At 62.4% G+C, this 22,536-nt stretch carries 19 protein-coding genes and 1 tRNA gene; 7 read left to right on the top strand and 13 right to left on the bottom strand.

The genetic code is table 11. The features are described from left to right. Positions 1-126: 126 nt before the first annotated feature. From rplT to NX774_RS01480, 5 genes are all read right to left on the bottom strand, one after another. Positions 127-486, bottom strand: coding sequence for a 50S ribosomal protein L20 (gene rplT, locus NX774_RS01460; protein WP_078031238.1), 360 nt, complete (start codon positions 484-486; stop codon positions 127-129). 20 nt (positions 487-506) lie between these two features. Continuing rightward, positions 507-707 carry a 50S ribosomal protein L35 gene (rpmI, locus tag NX774_RS01465; RefSeq protein WP_005667419.1) on the bottom strand — a complete coding sequence of 67 codons (201 nt, stop codon included), beginning with the start codon at positions 705-707 and terminating at the stop codon, positions 507-509. A gap of 423 nt (positions 708-1,130) precedes the next feature. Then, entirely contained in the window at positions 1,131-1,652 is a 522-nt protein-coding gene (gene infC / locus NX774_RS01470) for a translation initiation factor IF-3 (protein WP_258821424.1), read from the bottom strand. A gap of 42 nt (positions 1,653-1,694) precedes the next feature. Beyond that, entirely contained in the window at positions 1,695-3,602 is a 1,908-nt protein-coding gene (thrS, locus tag NX774_RS01475) for a threonine--tRNA ligase (protein ID WP_258820375.1), read from the bottom strand. 218 nt (positions 3,603-3,820) lie between these two features. Beyond that, positions 3,821-3,897: transfer RNA gene (locus NX774_RS01480), tRNA-Val, on the bottom strand. Between the two features lie 140 nt (positions 3,898-4,037). Here NX774_RS01480 and NX774_RS01485 point away from each other — a divergent pair. Then, positions 4,038-4,955, top strand: a complete 918-nt coding sequence (locus tag NX774_RS01485) for a cation diffusion facilitator family transporter (protein ID WP_258821425.1) — start codon at positions 4,038-4,040, stop codon at positions 4,953-4,955. A 70-nt stretch (positions 4,956-5,025) separates the two neighbouring features. Further along, on the top strand, positions 5,026-5,985 hold the full coding sequence (locus tag NX774_RS01490; RefSeq protein ID WP_258820376.1) for an NAD(P)/FAD-dependent oxidoreductase: 960 nt from the start codon (positions 5,026-5,028) through the stop codon (positions 5,983-5,985). Between the two features lie 117 nt (positions 5,986-6,102). On the opposite strand, the gene tssG is transcribed toward NX774_RS01490, so the two are convergent. Genes tssG through tssE form a run of 3 tightly spaced genes read right to left on the bottom strand, consistent with a single transcriptional unit; the run spans position 6,103 to position 9,478 of the window. Next, positions 6,103-7,185, bottom strand: coding sequence for a type VI secretion system baseplate subunit TssG (gene tssG / locus NX774_RS01495; protein WP_258820377.1), 1,083 nt, complete (start codon positions 7,183-7,185; stop codon positions 6,103-6,105). Beyond that, a complete protein-coding gene (tssF, locus tag NX774_RS01500; protein ID WP_258820378.1) occupies positions 7,149-8,984 on the bottom strand; it encodes a type VI secretion system baseplate subunit TssF in 1,836 nt (611 codons plus the stop codon). Before tssF ends, tssG begins: the two co-directional genes overlap by 37 nt. 2 nt (positions 8,985-8,986) lie before the next feature. Continuing rightward, positions 8,987-9,478, bottom strand: coding sequence for a type VI secretion system baseplate subunit TssE (tssE, locus tag NX774_RS01505; protein ID WP_258820379.1), 492 nt, complete (start codon positions 9,476-9,478; stop codon positions 8,987-8,989). Positions 9,479-9,681: 203 nt separating this feature from the next. On the opposite strand from tssE, the gene tssK reads away from it, so the two are divergent. Genes tssK through NX774_RS01530 form a run of 5 tightly spaced genes read left to right on the top strand, consistent with a single transcriptional unit; the run spans position 9,682 to position 17,311 of the window. Then, positions 9,682-11,022 (top strand): type VI secretion system baseplate subunit TssK, encoded by a 1,341-nt coding sequence (tssK, locus tag NX774_RS01510; RefSeq protein ID WP_258820380.1) that lies wholly within the window; start codon positions 9,682-9,684, stop codon positions 11,020-11,022. An 18-nt stretch (positions 11,023-11,040) separates the two neighbouring features. Next, on the top strand, positions 11,041-13,791 hold the full coding sequence (locus NX774_RS01515) for a type VI secretion system Vgr family protein (RefSeq protein ID WP_258820381.1): 2,751 nt from the start codon (positions 11,041-11,043) through the stop codon (positions 13,789-13,791). A 29-nt stretch (positions 13,792-13,820) separates the two neighbouring features. After that, on the top strand, positions 13,821-15,578 hold the full coding sequence (locus NX774_RS01520; protein ID WP_258820382.1) for an esterase/lipase family protein: 1,758 nt from the start codon (positions 13,821-13,823) through the stop codon (positions 15,576-15,578). Then, entirely contained in the window at positions 15,566-17,041 is a 1,476-nt protein-coding gene (locus tag NX774_RS01525) for a T6SS immunity protein Tli4 family protein (protein WP_258820383.1), read from the top strand. Before NX774_RS01520 ends, NX774_RS01525 begins: the two co-directional genes overlap by 13 nt. A gap of 3 nt (positions 17,042-17,044) precedes the next feature. Beyond that, the gene (locus NX774_RS01530; protein ID WP_258820384.1) at positions 17,045-17,311 is read left to right on the top strand and encodes a PAAR domain-containing protein; all 267 of its coding nucleotides are present in this window, start codon (positions 17,045-17,047) and stop codon (positions 17,309-17,311) included. A 30-nt stretch (positions 17,312-17,341) separates the two neighbouring features. Here NX774_RS01530 and NX774_RS01535 read toward each other — a convergent pair whose 3' ends face one another. The 5 genes from NX774_RS01535 to NX774_RS01555 form a co-directional block, all read right to left on the bottom strand. Next, positions 17,342-17,992, bottom strand: a complete 651-nt coding sequence (locus tag NX774_RS01535) for a hypothetical protein (RefSeq protein ID WP_258820385.1) — start codon at positions 17,990-17,992, stop codon at positions 17,342-17,344. After that, a complete protein-coding gene (locus NX774_RS01540; protein WP_258820386.1) occupies positions 17,989-18,918 on the bottom strand; it encodes an MlaD family protein in 930 nt (309 codons plus the stop codon). The genes NX774_RS01535 and NX774_RS01540 overlap by 4 nt, the downstream gene beginning before the upstream one ends. 15 nt (positions 18,919-18,933) lie before the next feature. Beyond that, complete coding sequence (locus NX774_RS01545; protein WP_258820387.1) at positions 18,934-19,740, bottom strand: MlaE family ABC transporter permease; 807 nt, start codon at positions 19,738-19,740, stop codon at positions 18,934-18,936. A gap of 187 nt (positions 19,741-19,927) precedes the next feature. Beyond that, positions 19,928-22,171, bottom strand: a complete 2,244-nt coding sequence (locus NX774_RS01550) for a RelA/SpoT family protein (RefSeq protein ID WP_258820388.1) — start codon at positions 22,169-22,171, stop codon at positions 19,928-19,930. 7 nt (positions 22,172-22,178) lie between these two features. Then, positions 22,179-22,529 carry a RidA family protein gene (locus NX774_RS01555; RefSeq protein ID WP_258820389.1) on the bottom strand — a complete coding sequence of 117 codons (351 nt, stop codon included), beginning with the start codon at positions 22,527-22,529 and terminating at the stop codon, positions 22,179-22,181. Positions 22,530-22,536 lie beyond the last annotated feature (7 nt).

Consider the following 22,536-nt stretch of genomic DNA (forward strand, 5'->3'; position numbering starts at 1 on the left):
GTTCCTGTTTTTTAGGGTGGCTTGGAGGCGCCACAATCAAAAACGGGGCAGTGGTTTGCACCCTGCCCCGCTCTTTTCGCGCCGCCGGCTAGCCGGCGGGCGCTGGTGATGCATTGCGCAGATCGCTTAGGCAGCGAGCTTTGCTTTGACCGTGTTGACAATCGCGGCGAAAGCCGGCTTGTCGTGCACAGCCATGTCGGCCAGCACTTTACGGTCCAGTTCAATCGCGGACTTTTTCAGGCCGTTCATGAACGCGCTGTAGGTCATGCCGTGCGAACGCGAAGCTGCGTTGATACGGGTGATCCACAGGGCGCGGAAGACGCGCTTCTTGTTGCGGCGGTCGCGGTAAGCGTACTGGCCAGCGCGCATGACTGCTTGCTTGGCAATACGGAATACCTTGCTGCGGCGGCCACGGTAGCCTTTTGCAAGCTCAAGAACCTTCTTGTGACGGGCACGTGCAGTAACCCCACGTTTTACTCGAGGCATATTCGCTCCTTAGTGTGAGATTAAACAGCAGACGGCATCATGCGGTAGACGCTCGTCACGTCCGACGCATTGATGTTACGGGTGCCACGCAGTTGGCGCTTGTTTTTGGTGGTCTTCTTGGTCAGGATGTGACGCTTGAACGCCATACCCGATTTGACGGTACCACCCGGACGCACGCGAAAACGCTTTTTCGCCGAGCTTTTGGTCTTCATTTTTGGCATGAGTGTTCTGCCCTCTCAGGCAGCTCCATGTCGGACAGGATTGCAGGTGGCAGCCCTTGCTGCGCTTGGATGCCTGCTTTCACTTGTCTTGCAGCGGCGCGCAGCGGGAGCCGCCGGGCCACTACAACCTGTTTCGAAAAACAGGAACCAAGGATTCTAGCACAGGTCACGCGAGATTGGCTAATGGCGTTGCGACTCAGCAATGCGCGATCGAGCCCCTGACGCGCCGTCGTCCCCGCGCAGGCGGGGACCCATGCTGAGCATGCGGGCCTGCGGCGCAAGCTCCGACCAGTGCCAGCGGTCTTTGGGTCCCCGCCTGCGCGGGGACGACGGGTCACTGCGGTCGGCAAAAAAAACAAGGCCGGGCCGGGTCACAGGCAATGCCTGCAACCCGGGCCCGGCCCTGGCGTACTGTCGCGGAGCTTACTTCTTCTTCTTCGGCGCAACCACCATGATCATCTGGCGGCCTTCGAGCTTGGGAAACTGTTCGACCTGGCCATACGGCTCCAGATCGCCACGCAGGCGTTCGAGCATGCGCATACCGATGTCCTGGTGCGCCATTTCGCGGCCACGGAAGCGCAGCGTAATCTTGGTCTTGTCCCCTTCTTCCAGGAACTTGATCAGGTTGCGCAGCTTGATGCTGTAGTCGCCTTCGTCGGTGCCAGGACGGAATTTGACTTCCTTGACCTGGATGACCTTCTGCTTCAGCTTGGCCTCGTGCGCCTTCTTCTGCTCCGAATACTTGAACTTGCCGTAGTCCATCAGGCGGCACACCGGCGGGTTCGCGTTGGGCGCGATCTCCACCAGGTCCACGTTCGCTTCTTCAGCCAGACGAAACGCCTCAGCCAGGCTCACAATGCCCAGCGGCTCGTTGTCCACCCCGTTCAAACGCATTTCCGGGTGGTTGATTTCGCCATTGATGCGATGCTGCTTGTCAGTAGCTATGTTGTTTCCTTTGAATGTTAAGGTAGGGACGGCCGGTGCCTATTATGCCTTGGATTGGACCTCGCCCTGGAGGCGCTCCAACAGTGCGTCGACCGGCATCACGCCCAGATCGACATTGCCACGCGCACGTACGGCCACAGTGTTGGCATCCCGTTCCTTGTCGCCAATCACCAGGATGTACGGCAGTTTTTGGACGGAATGCTCTCGTATTTTATAAGTAATCTTCTCGTTCCGCAAATCAGCGTGAACGCGGAACCCCGATTTGCGCAAGGTAGCGGCAACCTGCTGTGCATATTCGGCCTGCGCGTCGGAGATGTTCAGCACCGCGATTTGCACCGGCGCCAGCCACAGCGGCAGCGCCCCGGCATGGTTTTCGATCAGGATGCCGATGAAGCGTTCCATCGAGCCGACGATCGCGCGGTGCAGCATGACCGGCACCTTGCGGGTGTTGTCTTCCGCCACATACTCGGCGCCCAGGCGCCCCGGCATCGAGAAGTCCACCTGCATCGTGCCAACCTGCCACGGACGGCCCAGGCTGTCCTTCAGGTGGTATTCGATCTTCGGACCGTAGAACGCGCCCTCGCCCGGCAGCTCGGTCCACGTCACGCCGCACGAACGCAGGGCCGAGCGCAGCGCCTCCTCGGCCTGGTCCCACACTTCGTCCGAGCCGATGCGGTTATCCGGGCGCAGCGCGATCTTGACGTCGATGTTGGCAAAGCCGAAGTCGTCGTACACCTGCATCGCCTGGGCGTGGAAGGCAGTCACTTCGCCGGCGATCTGGTCTTCGGTGCAGAAGATGTGGCCGTCGTCCTGGGTAAAGCCGCGCACGCGCATCAGCCCGTGCAGCGCGCCCGAGGACTCGTTGCGGTGGCACTGGCCGAACTCGCCGTAGCGCAGCGGCAGGTCGCGGTAGGAGCGCAGGCCGGCGTTGTAAATCTGCACATGGCCCGGGCAGTTCATCGGCTTGAGCGCGTAGGAGCGGTTCTCCGACTCGGTGGTGAACATGTTTTCGCGGTAGTTGTCCCAGTGGCCGGTCTTCTGCCACAGGGTCACGTCGAGGATCTGCGGCGCCTTCACTTCGTTGTAGCCGTTGACCTGGTACTTGTTGCGCATGTACTGCTCGACCTGCTGCCACACGGTCCAGCCCTTCGGGTGCCAGAAGATCAGGCCCGGGGCTTCTTCCTGGAAGTGGAACAGGTCCAGCTGCTTGCCCAGCTTGCGGTGGTCGCGCTTCTCGGCCTCTTCCAGCATGTGCAGGTACTGTTCCTGCTCTTCCTTTTTGGCCCAGGCGGTGCCGTAGATACGCTGCAGCATCTCGTTGTTCGAGTCGCCACGCCAGTAGGCGCCGGCCAGCTTCATCAGCTTGAATACCTTCAGCTTGCCGGTGGACGGCACGTGCGGGCCGCGGCACAGGTCGGTGAACTTGCCTTCGTTGTACAGCGATACGTCTTCGTTTGCCGGAATCGAGGCGATGATCTCGGCCTTGTAGTCCTCGCCAATCGACTTGAAGTACTTGACCGCCTCGTCGCGCGGCAGCACCGAGCGGGTGACCGGCTCGTCCTTCTTCGCCAGCTCGACCATCTTCTTCTCGATCGCCTGCAGGTCTTCCGGGGTGAACGGGCGCTTGTACGAGAAGTCGTAGTAGAAGCCGTTCTCGATCACCGGGCCGATGGTCACTTGCGCGTCCGGGAACAGCTCCTTGACGGCGTAGGCCAAGAGGTGGGCGGTCGAGTGGCGGATCACGTCCAGGCCTTCCGGATCCTTGTCGGTGATGATCGCGACGTCGGCATCCTTGTCGATCAGGTGCGAGGTATCGACCACTTTGCCGTCGACCTTGCCGGCGAGCGCAGCCTTGGCCAGGCCCGTGCCGATGTTCGCCGCCACCTGGGCCACGGTCACGGGACCGTCGAACTGTCGGACGGAACCATCGGGAAGTCGAACGTTAAGCATAGTGATCTCTCCATGTGGCGCTGTTACGGGCGCCGGTTAAAGACTTCGATTCGAAAGACTGGAAACAAAAAGACGAAAAAAAACGCGCACCAGGCGCGTTTTCTTCAGAGTGTTGAGCAAAAGAACACCGATACCGCGTCTAGCGATTCTCCCACAACAACATGGTAGTTCGCGGTGTCATAACCGTCGGTGCCTTTCTCGCTCTTACTTGAGTGTTCTGGTGGGCGGTGCAGAATTCGAATCTGCGACCCCTTGGATGTCGACCAAGTATTCTAACCAGCTGAACTAACCGCCCGTGAGCCGCCATTATAAGGACACCTCCCTGCTTGCGCAAGCGTTGCACTGCAAAAAGTTAAACGAATGAAAAACGGTGCCGAGGACGCAGCCACCCGATTTCCAGTACACTTGCCGGTTGCGAAAACCATCATGCCCGCGATGCCCGAACAAGCGACCTCCTCCGCACACCTGCACGCCCACCTGGACGGCGATGCGCGCCATGCCCACTTCATCGAGTCACGCAGCCAGACCGCGATGGCCCTCGCGCTCGGGCTCACGCTGCTGTTCGCGGTGATCGAGGTGGTCGCCGGCTTCCTGTCCAATTCGCTTGCACTGATCTCGGACGCCGGCCACATGGTCACCGACGCGGCTGCCCTTGGCCTGGCCCTGCTGGCCCAGATGATCGCCAAGCGCCCGCCCTCGGCGCGCCATTCGTTCGGCTTTGTGCGCGCCGAGGCGCTGGCGGCCTTCGTCAACAGCCTGGCGATGCTGGCCCTGGTGGGCTGGATCATCTACGAAGCAGTGCAGCGCCTGAGCACGCCCGAGCCGGTCAAGGGCGGCACGGTGCTCGTGGTGGCGGCGATCGGCGCGGCCATCAACATCCTGGTCGCCTGGGTGCTCTCGCGCGACGAACAGAGCATCAACACCCGCGCCGCGCTGGTCAACGTGCTCGGCGACCTGCTCGGCTCGGTGGCCGCGATCGCGGCGGGCGCCGTCATCTACTTCACCGGCTGGGTGCGGATCGACCCGCTGCTGTCGATCTTCGTGTCGCTGCTGATCCTCAAATCCACCTACAGCATCCTCTACGAGTCGTACCACTTCCTGATGGAAGGCGTGCCCCATCACATCGACTATCTGGCGGTGGGCGAGGACATGGCCCAGGTGCCGGGCGTGCTTTCCGTGCACGACCTGCATGTGTGGGACATGTCGCCCGGGCACCCTGCCCTCATCGGCCACCTCGAGATCCGCGACCTGGCCGAGTGGCCTGCCGTGCTGCGCGCCGTGCGCGAGATGCTGCATACCAAGCACGGCATCGAACACGTGACCTTGCAGCCCGAGGCGCACGCTCACCTGTAAGCGGGTTCTTACCCGGCCGCGCGGCGAATGCCGATACGCCTTGCCGGTCGCTTTTCCGGATAATCGGGCAATGACCCCGCTCATTCCCGCATCGCATGTCTTTGACACGCTCATCGTTGGCGGCGGCCCCGGCGGCCTGACCGCCGGCATCTACCTGCGTCGCTTCACGCGCAACATCGCGCTGGTGGACAAGGGTCGCAGCAGGCTGCGCCTGATACCCGTGTCGCACAACTACCCCGGCTTTCCGATGGGTGTGAACGGCGGGCAGCTGCTGGAAAACCTCGAACGCCAGCTGGAGCACTACGGCGGGCGCGTCATGCGCGGAGAGATCATGGGCCTGGGGCGCGCTGACGACCTGTTCACCGCCGAGTACCACGACGAAGACGGCGGCGAGTATCAGCTCAAGGCGCGCACCGTGCTCATCGCCACCGGCATCGCGGACGCGGGATTGCCCATCGAAAACTGGCGCGAAGCCGTGGCCGCCGGTGCGGTACGCCTGTGCCCGGTGTGCGACGGCTACGACGTGCTGGACAAGAAAATCGCGGTGGCAACTGCCGAGAAGAACCCGGTCGGCCACGCACTGTTCATGCGTACTTTCAGCCATGACGTGACCCTGTTCGAGCGCGGCCCGGAACTGGTGCTGGATGCGCACGATCGCGATCGGCTGAAGGAAGCCGGCGTGCGCTACGTCGATTCGCCGCTGCTGGGCGTGACCATGAGCGAGGACATGAAACCGGTGCTGCACACGCAGGATGGTGCGGAGTACCTGGCCGAGGTGTTCTACCCGATGCTGGGCGAGGTGGCGCGGTCGGAACTGGCGGTGTCGCTCGGTGCGCAAACCAGCGACTGCGCCGAACTGGTCGTGGACGAGCACCAGTGCACCACGGTGCAGGGCCTGTATGCAATTGGCGACGTGGTGTGCGGGCTCAACCAGATCGCGGTGGCCGCCGGCCAGGCGGCGGTGGCGGCAACGCGCATCCACAACCGCCTGCCGCGGGCCTTCCGGCGCGCGCCCGCGGACATGGCCTAGCCGTAAGCAAAAACAACGCCGTCGTCCCGGCGGACGCCGGGACCCATGCTGACTATGCGAATTTGCAGGCTGTCGATGGATCCCGGCATTCGCCAGGATGACAGCTGCAAGTTCGGTCTACACGGCGTGCATCAGATAGCAAACGTCGTTGCGGTCGCCAGCCTGCGGACCAGACACCATGAACGCATCCCAGCCAAGGCGCCCGAGGCTGCCATCAGCCAGCGACACGGGCCGAACATCTGCAGCGCGCAACACAAGTTCGATCTCGTATTCGAGCGAGACGCCGGTGAACAACGCGAGCAGGCTACGCAGCGCGCGCGCGGCCTGCCCGCCGGGAAGAAACGCGCTGAAGCCGGCGGCGTCGAGCGGGCCGATCACCAGGCGCAGACGTAAGTGGCGCTGCCAGACGCGGGCGCCCGCCATCGCGCCCGCGCCGAGCACCGCATCCATGCTGCCGAGCACGGTCTGCTGCGCCAGTGGCACCTCGTACCAGCTGCCGATGAACTGCTCGGCCTGCACCGGCTTGCCAAAGTACTCGGACAGCACGCGAGCCAATTGCAATGCCGACGTGGGCCGGTGCCGGATGGCCGCGGCAAAGTAGGCGAGTGTTTCGTCGCGCACCGTGCCATCCTCCGGCCCGGCAAGGCGCTTGCGCAGCGCCTCATGGCCCAGCCCGGCCAGCGCAAGCAGCAAAGGCAGGAACTCGTCCTTGCCGGTCAGCTGGTACTTGAACGGGAGCCGGTACTTGCGCCACGCCTCGTAAAACATCGCCAGCGAGCGGTTCGAAAACACATCCAGGAAGACGCGGGGCCCCTCTTCGCGCTGGACCACCTCGTGCTCGGCGATGCGCTCGGTGTAATGGACCGGCAAGGCACCATTCCCACTCAACAATCCCATGAAGGCAGGCGTGATGCGCACGTACCGCAGCGTGCGCGCCCGCACGGCCGCGTCCAGCGAGCCGGGATCGCGCCCCAGGCCGCGCGGTTCGGTCTCGATCGCCTCGAGCTGGCTGGCGGGAAAATTGAGGGAGGTTGAGTTCTTGAAGCGCAAGAAGCGCGGCACCAGGTCACGGTCGGGCAAGCCGCGGCGCCGCAGCCATAACTCAAGCAGCCGCACCGCCTGGAAATAGTCGAAGCGGTACGGCTCGGTGAACAGCCGTTCGATTACAGCAGGTTCAAATCGCCGCTGCGTGGCGCACATTTCAATAATTCTTCCCCGCTTTTGGCGGACAGGAGGACCAGTTGGGTAAAACTGTTGGCGTGCACATACAGCGCCAGGAAGCGCTCGATCACATGGGCAAACGCGTAGATGCCGCTGCCGACAAACGCCTCCTCCTCGATCGTCATGCGCACTTGCACGCCGCGCACCAGGCAGGCGAACGGGTTTCCGGGCAGCCAGGCCGTTGCTGGCTGTTGCGACACGGCCACGATGCCGCCGATCTGGCGCTGCGACCACGGCGAGCCGGTCAGGTCGTACATCGACAGCATCTCGCGCAAGGCGTCCGCCCCGCCGTCGCTGAGCGACAGGTGGTTCAGCGCCAGGTGCGAAATCAGGCGCCAGTGCGCGCCGCGGCCGCGCTCGAAGCGGCAGGAAGGGGTGGGCTTGCGCAGGAAGTTGATACGCTTGAGGCCAAATCCCTCGAGGAACAGGTCGCCCCCAGGCTGGCCGTACGCGAGCGCTGTCGGCAGGTCGCGATTGGTGCAGGTGAGCTCGACGTTGAGCGTGTGCGTTTCCACTTCGGCAGGGTCGAAGTCGATATCGACGATCGAGATCTGTGTTTCGTGGCCCGGACTCTTCTCGGCCATCACATCGTCGCGCCGCATCGCCCAGTAATGGCCATGTTGTTCCGGCGTTTGTCCGTGCTTGAGCGAATAAAACGGCGAGAACGCCACCACCGTTTCGCCTTGCAGCGTCTGGCGCACCAGGTTCACGGAATCGATCGAATAGACCTCGAAGGCAAAGGCGCGGCGTGCATCGCCCAGCACCGGATAGCTCGCGGTGGCGTGGGTCAGCCGGATAGGCTCGCCACACCGCTGGAACAGGTTCACGACAGGCGTACAGTACAGCAGGAGGTTGTTGCTCGAGAGTGAACCCAAGATGCGGGCGGTATTCGAATCGGCGCGCATGCCGGCGAGCGCCAGGTGCAGGGTCATCCTGCGAGTGCCAGGTGGCATCGTCGCGGTGAGCGCGGCCAGGTCGATGTCGAAAAAATTGAACTTTTCCGGAAAGCAGAAATACTCGGCCAGCAGCCGATACGCGGCGTGCGAACGCGCGGGAAAGTCGATCAGTGACTCATTGTCGTCAAAGCCCGCGCTGCGCACCGGAATCGCGGGCAATTGGACCCAGCGTCCGCAACCGTCGGCCTCGGCGTAAGCCGCCAGGGTACGCATGAAGAGCGCGTCACGCAGCGCAGCGCAGAACGAAGGCTCGCCGTCGATGAACACCCGAAGCTGCGACATGCCCAGTTGTGACAGGGCGAGCTGTTCAGTGCAGGCGATGGTCAGGCTCACGCTCGAAGTTGCCCCGGCCGGCGCCTGGATCGCTTCGGGCGTGTCGATGATCGGCGCGAATGATGCATCAGTGAGTGCGAGCGGCGCCACCGTAACCGGATACACGGTGCGGAAGATGCAGGCGGTGCCACGTACTGCCAGCGTATTCAGTTGTGTGCCGCGTGGAATGACGCCAGCCGCCGCCTGTTTGCTGGCCGGATCGCGCTCCATGCGCGCGATCGAGCACGAGGGGAACGGCCGCAGGTAGTGCGGATAGAGCACCTCGAACAGCGCTTCGGTGAATTCGGGGTAATCGTCGTCGAGCCGCTTCGCGATGCGCGCGTTGAGCAGCCCGAACGACTCGATCATGCGTTCGATATGCGGGTCTTCGCAGACCTCGCCACTGATCAGGAGGCGCCCCGCGATCTTGGGATAGCGCTCCGCAAACTCGCGCAGATCGTGGCGCAGGTAGCCCAGTTCCCGCTCGTAATACGGTAGGAGTTGCTCCACGCTCAGGCTCCCTCTGCCGCCGCCCGGGCCGCCCTGGTGATGCTGTAATGCAAGGTGGACGGGTGCAGCACGGCGTCGAACTGGACCGGCTCTTCCGAGGCCCTGGCCACCAGCATGGCGGAGATGGAAAAGGTGAGCCGGTTCACCGACTCCTCGCGCACTTCGAGCAAGGCGCGGACCTTGCGCAGCCGCGGCTCGTGCCGCGTGATGGCCTGCTCGATGCAGCTGCAGATGTAGGCGCGGTCGGCCGGACTGGACAGGGAGCGGGCCGCGAAATCCGTCAGCCCGTAGGTGATGATCGAATCGCTGCACTCCGGGTAGCCGTTGAGCAGATCTTCCGGCAGTGCCGAGCGCGTGTTCAGCAGCGCCTCGAGGTCGCGCGCGACAGCTTCCTTCAGGTCTTCGACCGACAGGCGCGACACGCTGCCCCCGCCGGCACCACGGACCGGCACGCCCAGCAGGCGGTCGAACAATCCAGGCGTGTACCCCTTCATTGGCACCTCTCCTCGCTGACACAAGCTCGCATCTTTGCACAGCCTTACGCAAAAAAACAGGCAGTGCGGCCGGGGTGCACACTCACTTTGACCGACCGCAACAATGGCCATTGTTGGTGTGCAAAAGGCACGGCGGAAACGTTATGGTTCGAATCTGACGCTCAATCAACAAATAGAAAAAACAAGACAGGAGGGCCGGCAAAATGACCTGCAAAGTACTCTGGGGCGAGGGCCTGTTGTTGCGGCCCCAGCACTTCCAGCGCCAGGACCAGTATCACGAGCACCGGCTGCACAAGAGCATCAGCACGATCAATCCGTATGCTTGGGGCGTCGAGCAGTTGAAGGTGGACCGCGATGCGCTCGCCAGCAACGTGCTCCGAGTGCTCCAGCTGTCGTTGCGCTTCCAGGACGGCGAGCTGGTCGAAGCACCCGAGGCGGACGACCTGCCCGAGTCGGTGGACCTCGCACTGCTGCCGCCGCAACATCAAACTGTCACCTTCTACGCCGCCCTGCCCGGCCTGAAACCGTTCAGCGGAAATTTCGCCCAGCCGGGGCAACCATCGAACGCAATGCGCTTTGTGCAGGCAAGCGAGGAAACGCCGGACTTGTACACGCAAGCTGCATCCATTCACCTGGCTTACCTCAAACGTGCCATACGGCTGGTATCCGAATTCGAACCGCGCGATTCCTACACTTGCTTTCCGTTGCTCCGGCTGCGGCGTGCGGCGTCCGGCGGGTTTGAGCTCGACGGCGCCTTCGTGCCACCTTGCGTGTCCATTGGTGCGGCCCAACCGCTGTTCCTGCAGCTGCGCCGCCTGCTCGACGCGCTGCAGGCCAAGGTCAGCGCGCTGTACGGGCACCAGCGCGAGCCCAGCCGCAACGTCATCGAATTCCGTTCGGGCGACATGTCCTCGTTCTGGCTGCTGCATACGGCCAGCGCCGCCTGTGCCCGGCTGAGGCATTACGTCAACCAGCCGGCGATGCATCCGGAGCGGCTGTTTGAGCAGCTGCTTGGCATTGCCGGGGAGCTGATGACGTTCTCGAAGAGCTGGCAACTATCCGATCTGCCGGCCTACCAGCATGCTGATCCTGGCGCATCGTTCACCAAGCTGCACCTGATCATCCGCGAACTGCTGGACACGGTGATCTCGTCCAAATACTTCGCGATCGTGCTGGCCGAGACGCGGCCGTCCTACCACCTGGGCAAGCTCGATTCCGGAAAGATCGACGAAAAGACAGCGTTCTACATCGCCGTGTCGGCCGACATGCCGGCACTGGAACTGGTGGAAGCAGTGCCGCGCCGGTTCAAGGTCGGCGCACCGGACGACGTCGAAAAGTGCGTGCTCTCCGCCCTGCCCGGCGTGCGCCTGCAATATGCGCCGCAGTTGCCCGCCGCAGTACCCGTTCGGCCAGACACCAGCTACTTCCTGCTCGACACCAAAGGCCAGATGTACGAGCGCATGCTGCAGGCGCAGTCGATCTCGATCTATGTGCCGTCCGGGATCAAGGAACTGAAGCTGGAACTGCTGGCTGTTCTTTCTTGATCTGCCGGGGGAATTCGGATGGACCTGAGAGCCCTGAACGAGGTGTACGGGATTTTTACCGAAGCGAATCGGCCAATTCGTTTGCGCATGTCGCAAGAGCGGCAAGTGCTCGACGACGTCTTGCTGGTGAAACGCGTGACCGGGAACGAAAAGCTGTGCGGCGGACTGGAATACCGGCTCCTGTGCGTGTCGCCGCGCGCCGATCTCCCGCTGAAGGACTTCATCGCACTACCCGTTGAACTCCAGTTTGTGACGGATCGCGGCGAACTACGCGCGGTCTGTGGCATTGTGGCGCAGGCCGCAGCCGGCCAAAGCGATGGGGGCTTGGCGACCTACGAACTGGTGGTACGCGATGCGCTGGCGCTGATGGAACTGCGCACCAATACCCGCGTCTTCCGCAATCAAAATGAACTCGACATTACCGAGGTCATTCTGAACGAGTGGCGCAAAAAAAATCCTGTGCTGGCCAGATCCTTCGAGGTGGATTGGTCTTTGATCGCTGGCACGTATCCAGCGCGCGGCTTTACGCTGCAGCACAACGAGTCCGATGCTGCCTTTCTCTGCCGTTTGTGGAAACGGCGGGGCATCGCCTGGTTCATCCGGCCCGGGCAAGCCAGCCAATTGCAAAGCAAGGACATACCCGGGCATGCCCTGGTGCTTTTCGACGACGCCTCAAGATTGCAGCGAAATGCGGCCGGCACCGTGCGCTATCACCGCGACGACGGCACCGAGCAACGAGACACCATCACCAAGTGGAGTCCTGTACGTACACTGAAACCCGGCTGCGTCAACCGCCAAAGCTGGGATTACATGCATGCCCGGCCCATGACAAGCCAGGCGTCCTCTCTTGTTGACCAGGGAATCACGGGCAACCAGTTCGCATTCAGTCTGGATGACTATCTGGTGGACGTACCCCACGCCGGCGACAACGGGGACGATTACCGGAAACTCGGCGAATTGCGCATGCAGCGTCACGAGTACGAATCCAAGTGCTTTTACGGTGAAGGCAGCGTGCGCGCGTTGTGCGTGGGACAGTGGGTTGCCCTCTCCGGGCACCACGAGATCGACACCCATCCCGAGGACGAGCGCCAGTTCGTCGTCACACGGCTCGAGGTAGATGCGGAAAACAACCTGCCCAAAACCGTTGATGACAAGATCAAGCGGCTGTTTGCGCTGAACAGGTGGGATGACAAGCAGTCCGGTAACGCGCTGCAGCAGGCAAGCGAAGAACGCGGCATGCGCTATACCAATCGCTTTGCGTGCGTTCGCCGCGGCATCCCGATCGTTCCTGCATTCGATCCCCGTGTTGACTTGCCCCGCCCGCAGCTGCAAAGCGCGATCGTGGTCGGACCGGCTGGCGAAGAAGTACATTGCGACGAATATGGCCGCATCAAGGTGCGCTTTCTGGGCACCCGGCCAGAAGATCACAGCCACGCACAGGGAGCGGGCGCCAGCGACAGCGACCGCGACTCCGCCTGGGTGCGTGTCGCCAGCAACTGGGCCAGCAGTCAGTGGGGTGCGATTACCCTGCCCCGCGTAGGCGACGAAGTCATTGTCGATTTCCTGGGCGGCGATCCGGACAAGCCAATCATCGTGGCAGGGGTCTATGGCGGCGCCGCTCGCCCGCCTTCGTTCAGCCACATCGGAACACTGCCTGGAAACAAGTACCTCGCCGGCATCAAGAGCAAGGAAATACAAGGTACGCGCTACAACCAGCTTCGACTGGACGACACGCCCGGGCAGATCAACGCGCAGCTGTCTTCGGAGCACGGCCATAGCGAACTGAATCTTGGCTGGCTCACCCACCCGCGGCGCGACGGCCAGGGCGATCCACGCGGCGAAGGTGCCGAGCTGCGCAGCGACCAGGCTGTTGTGGTTCGGGGCGCGCAAGGCGTTCTGATCAGTGCTGCGGCTCGGCAAGCCGCCAGCGGCAAACAACTCGATCGTGCGGAACTGATCGGGTTGGCGGAGGCCCTGCAAGGTGTGCAGCAGCAATTGGCCCAACTGGCGGCAACGCACCACGCTGATGACACCGACGATAAGGAACTCAAGCAATTGATCGGTTACCTGAAGCAGTGGGAAGCCGGCAGCAATACCGAAAGCGGCGGCACAGGTATCGGCGGCCAACCGATTGTCGCGCTGTCCGCGCCTGCCGGCGCCGCAATCGCCAGCCAGGACAACATCGCGATCGGCGCGCAGACCCATGTCGATATGGTCAGCATTGGCAATACGCAGCTGTCGGTTGGCAGAAGACTGCTTGCGCGCGCTGGCGAAAGCATCAGCCTGTTTGCGCACCGGCTCGGCATCAAACTGGTCGCGGCCAGCGGGAAGGTGGAGATGCAGGCGCATAGCGACGATATCGAGCTGACCTCCGCGAAAAAGATTGTGCTGACCGCCAACGACGAAATAGTGCTGCAGGCGCCGAAGGTGCGTTTCGTTGCCAAGGGCGCCCAGGTGGACATTGGCGGTGGCGCGATCACGCAGCAAAGCAGCGGCGATCACACCATCAAGTCGGCAAAGTTTGCGCACGTTGGCCCAGGAAGCGGCAGCCCGCCGGGTGTGACGCTACCCAAGAGCGAGCTGGCTCACGATCAGCAGACCGTTCTGCGTTGGGTCGGAACGGACGAGCCCATGAAGAATCAGCGCTATCGCATCAAGACAGAGGATGGACGCACTTTCGAAGGGCGCACCGATGAAACTGGGCGAACCGAGCGCTTTAGGACGGAAATTCCTTTTGGTCACTACACAATTGAAGCACTTGACGATTGATACCTCCCATTGATTTCTCGCCCAATAGAATGACGACTCGCGAATATCCCCTGCCCGCGCAACAAAACCAAGGCGCCGCACGCAAAGCCGACGGCTTCGCGACACCCCAGCAGGACAAAAGGCCGCAATGCGCCAGGTTTCTTCCTACGCGCGTCCTGCCAATCATTTTCCTGCCCGGGATCATGGGATCGAACTTGCGCATGAGCGCGCAGCGACAAGAAGAGCTCCATCAAAGCGACAATATAGCGTGGAGGCCGGACATTCTCGGGCCAACGAACATAGGCAGTGCCTCGAATGACAGTGCTTCAACACGTCAGCTAAGGCTAGATCCGATGCAAACGACTGTGGACATTTACGATCCCACTGGTCCGTCCGATGTGAGTGGTGACGTGCGGCACTCGAACGTAACGCTCGCCAAGGGCTTCCAATCACCTACGTTAACGGATGACCCGTCGGCATTACCAAACGGTCATACCGCGGTTCAAAAGGCTAGCGCGAGAGGCTGGGGAGAGGTCTACTTCAAAAGCTACGGCGAGTTATTACAGCATCTCGAATCGCGGTTGAATAATACATTCTCCGATGGAAAGCTGCGGCCCGAGTGGCGCGATGTTGTCGGTGTCGATCCACACCTTTCTTGGAGGGCAGATCGCAGCCTGCCTCAACACCCGTTGACCGAGGACGACATTAGAAAGGTTGCTTCCGGCTGTTGGTTTGCAGTGTACGCCTTTGGCTACAATTGGCTCCAATCCAACGGTGACAGCGCAAAGATCGTCGCCCGTCGAATTAATCGATTGATGAACGATCTTAACCAGTCGGGGTATGAGTGCAATCAGGTGATCGTCGTCACCCACTCTATGGGCGGCCTGGTCGGGCGCGCATTGGTTCATCCCAAGTACGGCAACTTGCAGGACAAGGTTCTGGGGATCGTTCATGGAGTGATGCCTGCTATCGGCGCTCCGGCAGCATACAGGCGCATGAGGGCCGGGTTCGAGGACTACGGAATGATGTCCGGCGTCGAAGCAAGCATCGGAGCCAAAGTCGCGGGCAATTGCGGCGACGAGGTAACAGCAGTGTTGGCCAATGCTCAAGGGGGGCTTGAATTGCTACCCACGGAATCTTACGGAAATGGTTGGCTTCGTGTCAGGCATAACGGTCGAGATCTGGATGCTTGGCCGAAACAGGGCGATCCCTACAGTGAAATCTACAAGGTGGGCGGGAAGTGGTACTCCATGTTACAGGAAAAATGGATTAACCCTGCAGGGCTACCTCCTCATCGCGGCGGCGGAACACGCGCAAGGACCCATGAATACCTCGATAAGGCACAAAGCTTCCACCGCGAGATCGCCCACACGTTTCACCCCAACAGTTATGCACACTATGGCGCCGATCAAGCGCGGCCGAGCTACGGGGAAGTGGTGTGGGAAATCAACGACAATTGCGCTGACCCAACTGGTTGGCGAGATTGGCCAATTCTTAGCGACACTCTGCAAGGAAAGGTCGAGCTCGTCCGGTGGGATCTATTAGGTCGTAACGTCAAGACGTTCAAACCCATAACCGATTTTGAGGTACCTGACCCGATATGTGCCACTATCCTTCCCCCGTCGGCAATCGGCGATCAGACCGTTCCCGCCAAATCTGCCGATTACCAGCTTCAAAGTGGCTCTTTCAGGGGGATCTTTCGCCAGATCGGATATGAGCACCAGTCAAGCTACAAAAATCGTCGCGCCATCGATTCGACTCTATACAGCATCGTTCGCATTGCTCAGCAGGCCAGATGGAAATGCTGAAAGGAACCTTTATGGCCGCGTATAGACATCTTCGGATTATATCTGCCGCAGTGGCATTCTTTATTGCAACCGGCTGCGATCACACCCACAAGGAATGGAAGGCGCCGAACATGACCCCACTCACGCCACGCCTGCAGGCCCTGTTTCAAAAGACCAAGACTGTATGCTTTGGACGTTTCATGCTCGATGTGCCATCCTCAACGACCGTTGCATGGGGTGAGACTGATGTTTCGCTTGGGATAAGCATCTTTCCGAACGGCATCGATAAAGTACAAGACCTCTCAAGAAAGTTCATTGACGAGCTAAAGAGCGAGAAGGCGATTAATCACGGCGACGTGCCCTTGCTGTTATCAATTGACGACGTGGCTCAGCCGAGAGGCAGAATCATTGTTGGGTATGAGGATTTCCAGTCAATTAATGGACTTAAAATCAAGGGCTACTTCAGTTTGAACAATGATGGAGTTTTCATCGATGCGCGGCCGTTAAGAGAGGATCAAGACGAAACTGTAGCGCTCATGAAGAGTATCGCCCGGCGCCTGCAGACTCGCGCTGAAACCGATATCCCCACCGAGCCTGGGAACTGTATTGCACACGCCTTCTTGCCTGACGATCCCGCAGCCAAAGAGAAACCTGCGGAACTCATTCGTATCGGATTCCGGTTGAAAGAGTTTCCCGACACTCACCTGTCGATTTTTGTCGGACCGTCGAATCCCAACTATACGAAGAGCAACTCTCTTGAGTGGCGACTCGATCGGCTTGAGAAGAACCAAAAAGCCCAGGATCCCAACAATCCGCTGCTGAAGACCAAGATGCTTCGCAGAGGGCCACGTCAGATCCATGAATGGCTGAACGGCTTTGAAGCGCTGTCGCATTCCCCGGAACAGGCCGAAGTACACGGCATACACGATTTCGCGATGGACTTCAGGGGTGTACCGTCGGACCCGCTGAAGCCGTACGCCGAAATACAAATGCAGACAGGCGTTGCCGACAACCTCGCGGGGGCGATCAAGCCCAGCCTGACAGATGAAGAAGCCGTCGCAGTATGGGACAAAATCACCAGCACAATCCGGGTTCGACCGACAAGCGGAACGGCGGTAAAGACCCGCCAAGCTGACACGCCACCGCTCCGCCCACTCGGAGAACTCGCCGCAACCGGCCGCGTGTGCCCGCAAACAGGCTGGTGGCAGCCAAGCGAGCCAGACGGAACAGAAGGTGGCGCACGCCAGCATTTCCAGGCCGGACAACAGATGCCCCATGTGGTGTTAGCCGGCGAGCCCTCGATCTGGCAAAAGCTCAGGGGCGAACGGCCAAGTTACCGACGAGCGACGGTGTGGCAGCTTGTTGAATACGGCGAGGCCCCGCCGAAGCTCGCTCAAGTCGCCCCCAAAGACACCTCCTCAAACGACGCGCGCAATGGTTCCGCCGAAGGCGGTCACGACGAAGACTCAGCGAAAAAGGGATGAGCGATGCCTAATGTGATCCGTTTGGGCGACTCCACGTCGCATGGAGGCAAGGTCGTCAGCGTGACCGCGAACCATTTCACGGTTGATGGTATCGCTGTCGCACGCGTTGGCGATGTCTGCAGCTGTCCTATTCCCGGCCACGACAACTGCACAATTGTCGAGGGCGACCAGACCCACACCATTGACGGGATCGCCGTGGCCTATGACGGCCATAAAACGAGTTGTGGCGCGACACTGATAGCGACGATTCAAAACTTCAGCCGGCAATAGCCAAGAGCGAAGGCTCCTGGCACACGATGTTCACTTGTGCGCGGCGGGCAGCGGCTCCGTTGACGCCAGCGCTATCCTGCGCCGGATCCTGTCCAGCTGAGCGGCATCCCCAACGGCTTCTGCCCGCTTGGCCGCAACGCCAAGCCACGTCAGCAGCGGCCTCCGCCAGCCCTGCCCTGATGCCGCATCCACCGCGACGTTGATGCCCTCCGGCGCCAGCCGCTGTGCCTTGAACGCCGCCCCTGCTGCCACCAGCCGCGCGAGCGGATCCTTGACCTCCGCGATCTGGCCGCCGCGCACCACCGCCGCATGCTGCTCCGGCAACAACTCCGGTTTCAGGCCCTGCCAGCGCCCGTCGAGATAGGCCGCGTAGGCGTTTTGCGCGGCCGTCGCGTCCGCAGCCAGCGCAGCAAAGCCGGGGCAGCTTTCGAACACAAGGCTGGCAGCCTGCGCCGCGCAGCGCACCAGTTCAACCTGGGCCACTTCGTCGGCCCTGCCCGTACTGGACGCCGCCAGCCGCGCACGGCCAAACTCCGCATCGGCAACGCGCGTGTCGCCGGACAGATAGGCATCCGTAAACGCCCCAATCGCATCATGCGCGTTGGTCTGCCACGACGGCGGCACGGGTTTGCTGACACAACCGGCCAGCAGCAGCAAAGCCAAAAGTCGCATCTTCATCATGGCAGCTTGATCTCCGTTTCGTGTGCGAACGGCCACTTGCGGTTGATCTCGTCAACCAGCCGGTTCACCTTGCGCAGGCTGGCCTCGACTTCGCCGCGCAGCGGCCCCAGGTCGCTGGTGGCGCTGCGTGCATTGGCGGCCACGCCCTGCGCCTCCACCAGCACCGCATCCACTTTCTGCAGCGTGGTCCGCGCATCCAACAACACGCCGTTAAGCTGGCGGATCGCGCCTTGCGTGTCGTCCATCACGCCGTTTTTGCCGAACACGCGTTGGTCCGCCTTGGCGATCAACGCATTGACGCGGTCGAGCGTTTGCAGCATCTTCTTCGCTTCCGCATCACCACCAAGCGCGCTGCCAAGGATGCCGTAGCGCCCCGCCATGCGGCCGGTGACGGTATCCACGTTCGCCAGCGTGGTGTCGATGTGCGACCCGGGCGACGTCATGTTGACGAGATTCTCGAGCAGCTCGCGCGCACTCGCGACCATCCGCGGAATCTGTTCGCTCACGTCGCCGCGCAGCACCGCGCGCGTGGAGTTGGGCGGCAGTGGCGGGTCGGTGAGCACACCGCTGTAGGCGCGCAGCCGTGTCTCGCCCACCAGGCTGCGCTCCAGCGTGAACACGCTCGTCACGCGCAGCCACTTGGCGTCCTTGCGCGGCACGTCGATCAGGATCTGCACCTTGCCCTCCTTGGACAGCTCAACCTGCGTCACCCGCCCGATCGGAAAGCCGGCAAAGCTCAGGTCCATGCCAGGGGCCACGCCCTCGGAGTTGTCGGTCTCGAGGATCAGGCGCTGGGTCGGCTCGAACACGCCGCGCGCGTACATCACGTACAGCACAAAGGCGACGATCAGCGCGCCCATCAGCACGAGCAGGATCGCCGCCTTCGCTTCCACGTGGGCTGGTTCGTCGGGAGTGTGGTCGGTCATGATGGTTCGGGTCTTTCAGATGTATTTGATGGCCAGCGACCCTGCCTCGATCACCAGCAGCACGAACAGCAGCCGCAGCGCGCCGGGCTGCACGTTGGATGCAAGGCGGCGCGGATAGCGCTGCAATTCCAGAATCGCCGCCGTGGGCACCAGCGCGACGGCAAGGCCGAACAGGACGGTCTTGAGCGCAAAGCCGATGCTCACGATCGGGTCAAAGATGCGGCCGACCGTGCGCGTGTAGTCCGGCACGCCCCACGGCGACAGTCCGTACACGTTCAGGTAGGCGAGCAGCAGCACAATGGTCCCGCTGGTCATCGCCAGGCTCAGGACCGAAAAAGCGTTGGCAAGCACCTGCGGCACCAGGTCGCGCCGCAGCTGGCGCACCGCCTCTTCGCTGGCCACTTGCGTTGGCATGCCGGCGCGCGCCAAACCAAGGGCGGCGGCATCGAACGCCATGCTGGAACGAAGCGCGGCAAACATCGCCGCCGACAGCGGAATCAGTTCAAGCACCAGCACGCGCACCACCATCTCCAGCGCGAATTGAGAAAGGCCGTAGCTGCGCGCGGTGACGAGCACGATGCGAATGACGACCAGGCCGATCAGCGCGGTGAGCACCGTGAACCAGGGCAGCACCTTCCAGGTGCTGGCGTAGATGTAGCGCGACGTGGACAGGCGGTTGGCGCGGTTCCAGGTCGAGGGCGTGAACGACATCACCAGCGCGACGGCGCCCAGGTGGATCATGTACCACCAGCTGCGCAGGTAGCGCGCAATGCGCGCGCCGAGCAGGCGTGGGTTGGTGGTCAGGGTGGGTAATCGACGCATTGACAAATAATACATTTTTTTGGAGCAAGCCGGCCGGGAATCAGCGAAACCGGAACGGGCAGACGGCGAGTCAGCGGACGACGGCGCGCTGTCCTTTGCCCGGGCTGCTGTCGCGTGGACGACTACTTAGCATGGATTCCGGCTTGCGCCGGAACGACGGCTACGGGGGTGCGTAAATGCCGCCTCCTTATTGCCGCCGCGCCTCCCGCACACCCTGCACCTCGGCGATCGCCCCAAGCGCTTTTTGCAGCTGCCCGGTGGAGCCGATTTCGGCGGTAAAGACCATGCGCGCCTGCCCTTTCGAGCTTTGCGTGTTCACGCCGATCACGTTGATCTTCTCGCGCGAGAACACCTCCGAGATATCGCGCAGCAGGCCCTGGCGGTCACTGGCCATGATGAACAGGTCAACCGGGTACACGGTGTCCACGCCCGCCTCGCCCCACTCCGTCTGGATCACGCGCTCCGGATTCTTGGCGCGCATCTCCTGGAAGTTCTTGCAGCTGGTGCGGTGAATGGACACGCCCTTGCCGCGCGTGACAAAGCCAACGATCGGGTCCGGCGGCGCCGGCTTGCAGCAGCGGGCCAGCACGGTCATCAGCCCTTCGGTGCCGACCACCAGCACGCCCGACTTGGCGCCCTGCTCCACGCTCGACGAGCGGCTCTTGTTGACGACCGCCGTGTCCTCGACCACGGGCGCGGCTTCGGGCTGCTCGTGCAGCGCGGCCTCGACATGGCGCAGGCTGAACTTCTCCTTGCCCACTTCGATGAACAGGTCGTCCAGCTTGGCAAAGCCCAGCTTGTGCGCCAGCGCTTCCAGGTTGACCGCGGTCTTGCCCTCGCGCTGCAGCGACTTCTCGACCAGCGCCCGTCCCTGCGCCAGCGTCGCGGCCTGGTCGGCGGCATGGAACCACGCGCGGATCTTCGTGCGCGTGCGGTTGCTGGCCGCGTAGCCGGGGCTGAGCCAGTCGCGCGACGGGCCGGCGGTGCCGGGCGCGCCCTTGGCGGTGATGATCTCGCAGGTCTGCCCGTTCTTGAGCGGCGTATTGAGCGGCACCATCACGCCGTCGATCTTGGCGCCGCGGCAGCGGTGGCCGATCTCGCTGTGCAGGTGGTAGGCGAAGTCGATCGGCGTCGCGCCCACCGGCAGCTCGAGCACGCGCGCCTGCGGCGTGAGCACGAAGATGCGGTCGTCCAGCGTGGTCGCCTTGAGCTTTTCGACCCACTCGCGCTGCTGGTCCTCGTGCTCGGCCACGTTGTCGGCCACGTCGTTCTTCCACGCCAGTAGCTGGCGCAGCCACGCGATCTTCTCGTCGTACTTCTGGCTCTTGAAGTTGGAGCCGCCCTCTTCCTTGTAGCGCCAGTGCGCGGCGATGCCGTACTCGGCGAAGTTGTGCATCTCCTGGGTGCGGATCTGCACTTCCAGCGGCCGCCCGTCCTCGGCCGTCACCACCGTGTGCAGCGACTGGTAGCCGTTCGCCTTGGGCCGCGCGATATAGTCGTCGTACTCGCTCGGGATCGGGGTCCAGATGTTGTTCACGATGCTCAGCACCGTGTAGCAGGTCTTCACGTCCGCCACGATCACGCGGAACGCGCGCACGTCATACAGCTCGGAGAAATCGAGCTCCTTGCCGCGCATCTTCTTCCAGATGCTGTAGATGTGCTTGGGCCGTCCGGTCACCTCGGCCTTGATGCCGGCCGCCTTGAGCTCGCGCTCCAGCCGGTCGATCGAGCCCTGCACGAAGCCCTCGCGCGCCATGCGCTTCTCTTCGAGCATTTTGGCGATGCGCTTGTAGGTCTCGGGCTCGATGAAGCGGAATGCCAGGTCTTCCAGCTCCCACTTGAGCTGCCAGATACCCAGGCGGTTGGCGAGCGGCGCGTACAGGTCGAGCACCTCGCGCCCATAGGTGCGGGTGACCTCGTCGAAGCGCTTCTGCTCGGCGAAGTAGCGCAGCGAGGTCACGCACGAAGCCAGGCGCACCAGCACCACGCGCATGTCCGACGCCATCGCGAGCAGCATCTTGCGCACGGTCTCGACCTGCGCCACGGCCTGCTGCTGTGCGTTCTTGCCGCGCCCGACCGGCTGCTGGGCAGCGGTCAGGTCGCGCAGGCGGATCAGCTGGTGCACGCCCAGCACCAGGTCGGCCACTTCCAGGCCGAAGCGTTCGCCCAGCCCTTCCGCGACCTTCGGTTCCATCAGGGCCAGCTCGAACAGCAGGCCGGCGATGCGGCTCTCCGCATCGCTGCGCAGATAGGCGAGCGTGCCCGCCACGCCGAGCGAAAACTCGAACGCGTTCTGGCCGGTGGTGGCCAGGCGCTCGCCGTACGCATCGACGGCGTAGTCGAGCGCGGCGCGCACGCGTGCCTCGTCCTCGGGGCGCAAGCCCTGGACCAGCTGGGTTGTGGCGTCGCCTAGCGCGGCGATTGAAACCATCGTCGTGTCAGCGAAGTGCAGCGGTGACGACGATCTCCACCAGGCAGGCGGGGTTGGCCAGCTTGGCCTCGACGGTGGCGCGCGGCGGCGTGTGACCCTGGGCGACCCATTCGTCCCACACCGAATTCATGCCCGGGAAATTGGCCATGTCGGTGATGAAGATCTGGCACATCAGGATGCAGGTCTTGTCGCTGCCAGCCTCGTTGAGCAGGCGGTCGATATTGGCCAGCACCTCGCGCGTCTGGCCTTCGATACCTTGTGCGGTGTCGTCCGCGATTTGGCCGGCCAGGTACACGGTTTCGTTGTGGATGGCGATTTCGGACAGGCGTTTGCCCACGTGCAGTCGTTTGATTTCCATATTCTCT

Source organism: Massilia agilis (genome assembly GCF_024756255.1).
GTDB classification, from domain to species: domain Bacteria; phylum Pseudomonadota; class Gammaproteobacteria; order Burkholderiales; family Burkholderiaceae_D; genus Telluria; species Telluria agilis.